Annotated in this window: 3 protein-coding genes and 1 pseudogene; 3 read left to right on the top strand and 1 reads right to left on the bottom strand. The window is 52.2% G+C overall.

What is annotated here, in order from left to right; genetic code table 11:
- The 3 genes and pseudogenes from CUC53_RS03585 to CUC53_RS03570 all read left to right on the top strand — a co-directional run.
- Positions 1 to 216, top strand: a 216-nt coding sequence (locus tag CUC53_RS03585; RefSeq protein ID WP_157798187.1) for a transglycosylase SLT domain-containing protein, incomplete at its 5' end; no start/stop codon positions are given.
- Positions 217 to 282: 66 nt separating this feature from the next.
- A protein-coding gene (locus CUC53_RS03580; protein WP_100292880.1) for an IS3 family transposase occupies positions 283 to 1,451 on the top strand; the annotation gives its coding sequence in 2 pieces (ribosomal slippage) (positions 283 to 538 and positions 538 to 1,451; 1,170 coding nt in all).
- A 418-nt stretch (positions 1,452 to 1,869) separates the two neighbouring features.
- Positions 1,870 to 2,040: pseudogene (locus CUC53_RS03570) on the top strand (DUF6444 domain-containing protein); the annotation flags it as partial.
- Between the two features lie 183 nt (positions 2,041 to 2,223).
- Here CUC53_RS03570 and CUC53_RS03560 read toward each other — a convergent pair.
- On the bottom strand, positions 2,224 to 2,583 hold a 360-nt coding region (locus CUC53_RS03560; RefSeq protein WP_157798186.1), incomplete at its 5' end, for an integrase core domain-containing protein.

Here is a 2,583-nt window from a genome sequence, read left to right as displayed (position 1 = left end):
CGCCAATTAGGCATCAATGAACAAAGCCTTAAAGATCCTTGTATATCTATTATTGTCGGTGCATCCATCCTCGCTGATATGATGCAACGTTATGGTTATAGCTGGGAAGCCGTCGGCGCCTACAACGCTGGCACTGCCCCTGAACGCTATACCATGCGTATGCGTTATGCTAATAAAGTTCGGGAACGTTACCAACGACTAGTAAAGGAAAAGTAAAACCTGAGGTATCCTGATTTTCACAGACCGTCCCGATTGTTACGATGAGACAATCGGGGGTATTGAATGAAATCGAGAGAACACTATTCACAAGAGTTTCGGGCAGAGGCGGTTCGACTGGTATTGGAGCAAGGCCTTAGCCAAGCTGAAGCCGCCACAAGGTTGGGTATTGCCAAAGGTACACTGAGCAACTGGGTGGTCGCAGCCAAAGGAGGAAAGGATACATCGGCCATTCCCGGTGCGCGTTCTGTCGCCGAGCTGGAGGCGGAAGTGGCCCGGCTACGCAAAGCTCTCGCACAAGCCAGCATGGAGCGCGACATCATAAAAAAGGCCGCCGCGTACTTTGCTCAAGAGTCACTGCCAAGTACGCGTGGATAGCCAAGCAGCATGACCGCGATCCCATTTCCGTTATCTGTCGTGTGCTGGGGGTCTCTCGTGCGGGCTTCTACCACTGGTGTCAGCGTCCACCGTCACTGCGCCAACAAGAAGATGAGCGACTCAAGGTCGCCATTCGGGCGACTCACAGCAAGACGCGCCAGACCTATGGTGCTGTGCGTTTACAAGCTGAATTGGCCGCCGAAGGGTTTTACGCCGGGCGGGACCGGATTGGGCGATTGCGCCGTGAGATGGGGTTGTCTTGCAAACAAAAGCGCAAATTCAAGGCGACAACCCATTCTGCTCATTCCCTGCCTGTGGCGGATAATCTCCTTGGTCAGGTCTTTGCGCCGACGAAGCCCAGCGAAGTCTGGACCGGTGATATCACCTATATCGCCACCGACGAAGGCTGGCTTTATCTGGCTGGTCTCAAGGATGTGTTTACCTGTGAGATAGTGGGTTATGCGATGGGAGAGCGAATGACCACTGGGTTGGTCAGTCAGGCGCTGTTTCGGGCTGTGCAGCAGAAGAGGCCACCCGTTGGGCTTATTCATCACACAGACCGGGGCAGTCAGTACTGTGCCAAGGCTTACCGGGCTCTCCAGGTACAATTTGGCATGCAGACCTCCATGTCACGCAAGGGGAACTGCTTCGACAATGCCCCGATAGAAAGCTTCTGGGGGTCTCTTAAAAATGAACTGGTTCACCACCATAGATTCAAGACGAGAGCGGAGGCCAAGGCAGCGATTCAGGAGTACATAGAGATTTTTTACAACCGCCAACGTCGGCATTCACGACTTGGCAATGTCAGCCCGGCGGAGTTTAACAAGAGGTATTGGAGAACGGCTCAGGCTGCTTGATCCGGGACTGTCCGATCTTGTCAGGAGACCTCACACAGCCAGCTATTGTGAAGTTGGAGCAATGCGGTAACGATGTCAAACTATCCACTATAAAGCGCTACGTGGAGGCTATGAGTGGAAAGCTGCGTGTGGATGTAGAGCTTCCAACAGGACGACATATCGGTTTCAACGTTTGACTATAACTAGACACCCACGGCAATACACTCAACATTACCGTGGGGTTAGATCAATAAAAGGTATTTCATATGAAATACCCCCCCCCCAAAAAAAAATAAGGTTCACACCCGACCGCTATTGAGGATGTGACCACCACTGTAACCGTTCACCGAGAGTGCCTTGACAGGAAAAAAAGAGACGATCGTCTCTTGATCTTCCTTTGTCTGTTGTTTGATCCCGCCCGTATTGCATACTTGCTGGCATGACCAAAAAGCACTCGACACCAACGGTTAACTCTCTGACTATCGAGCAGGCCCACGAGCTGATATATAAGCTGCTGGACCGTATTACCGAGTGAGAGGACCGTCTTAATCAACACAGCGGCAACTCCTCCAAGCCACCCTCCAGTAATGGCCCTGGCAGTACACCACCCGTTGGCTAATAACATCATGTCGATCACCATTTTTCTACCCGCAGGAACTGCCTCTTTCTTTTACTCTGCCTGATCGGCATCGGTCAAGTTCATGGCCTGTTTGCGCATCGACTCACCGGTTAACACTACCCGTACCGCACGATGGATGGATTTGACCCCATAGGTCCAGACACTTTTTCCCGCTTAGGGTTGTGATACCCGACTACGCAGAAATTCCCGGGGTGAACGGTATCCTAAGGCGCTGTGCGGGTGGTGCTCGTTATAATGCTCAAACGCGATAGCCAAATTGCCTACCGCTGTTCGGCTATCCGGTTTTGGCATCATCTCGATATAGTCTCGCTTCATCGTCTTCACGAAGCTATCCGCTATACCGTTGCTCTGTGGGCTTCTCACCGCAGTCGTTCTGGGCTCCAAACCGATTTCTCTTGCAAACGCACGGGTCTCATGGGCACGATACGCCGAGCCATTATCAGTCAGCCACTCTATTGGGGATGTAGGCAATACATCCCCAAAGCGACGTTCGACAGACCTCAGCATGACATC

The organism is Aeromonas cavernicola (genome assembly GCF_002795305.1).
Taxonomy (GTDB): Bacteria; Pseudomonadota; Gammaproteobacteria; order Enterobacterales; family Aeromonadaceae; genus Aeromonas; species Aeromonas cavernicola.
The sequence above is the reverse complement of the archived record's forward strand: the minus strand, read 5'-3'. Positions and strand labels throughout refer to the sequence as shown.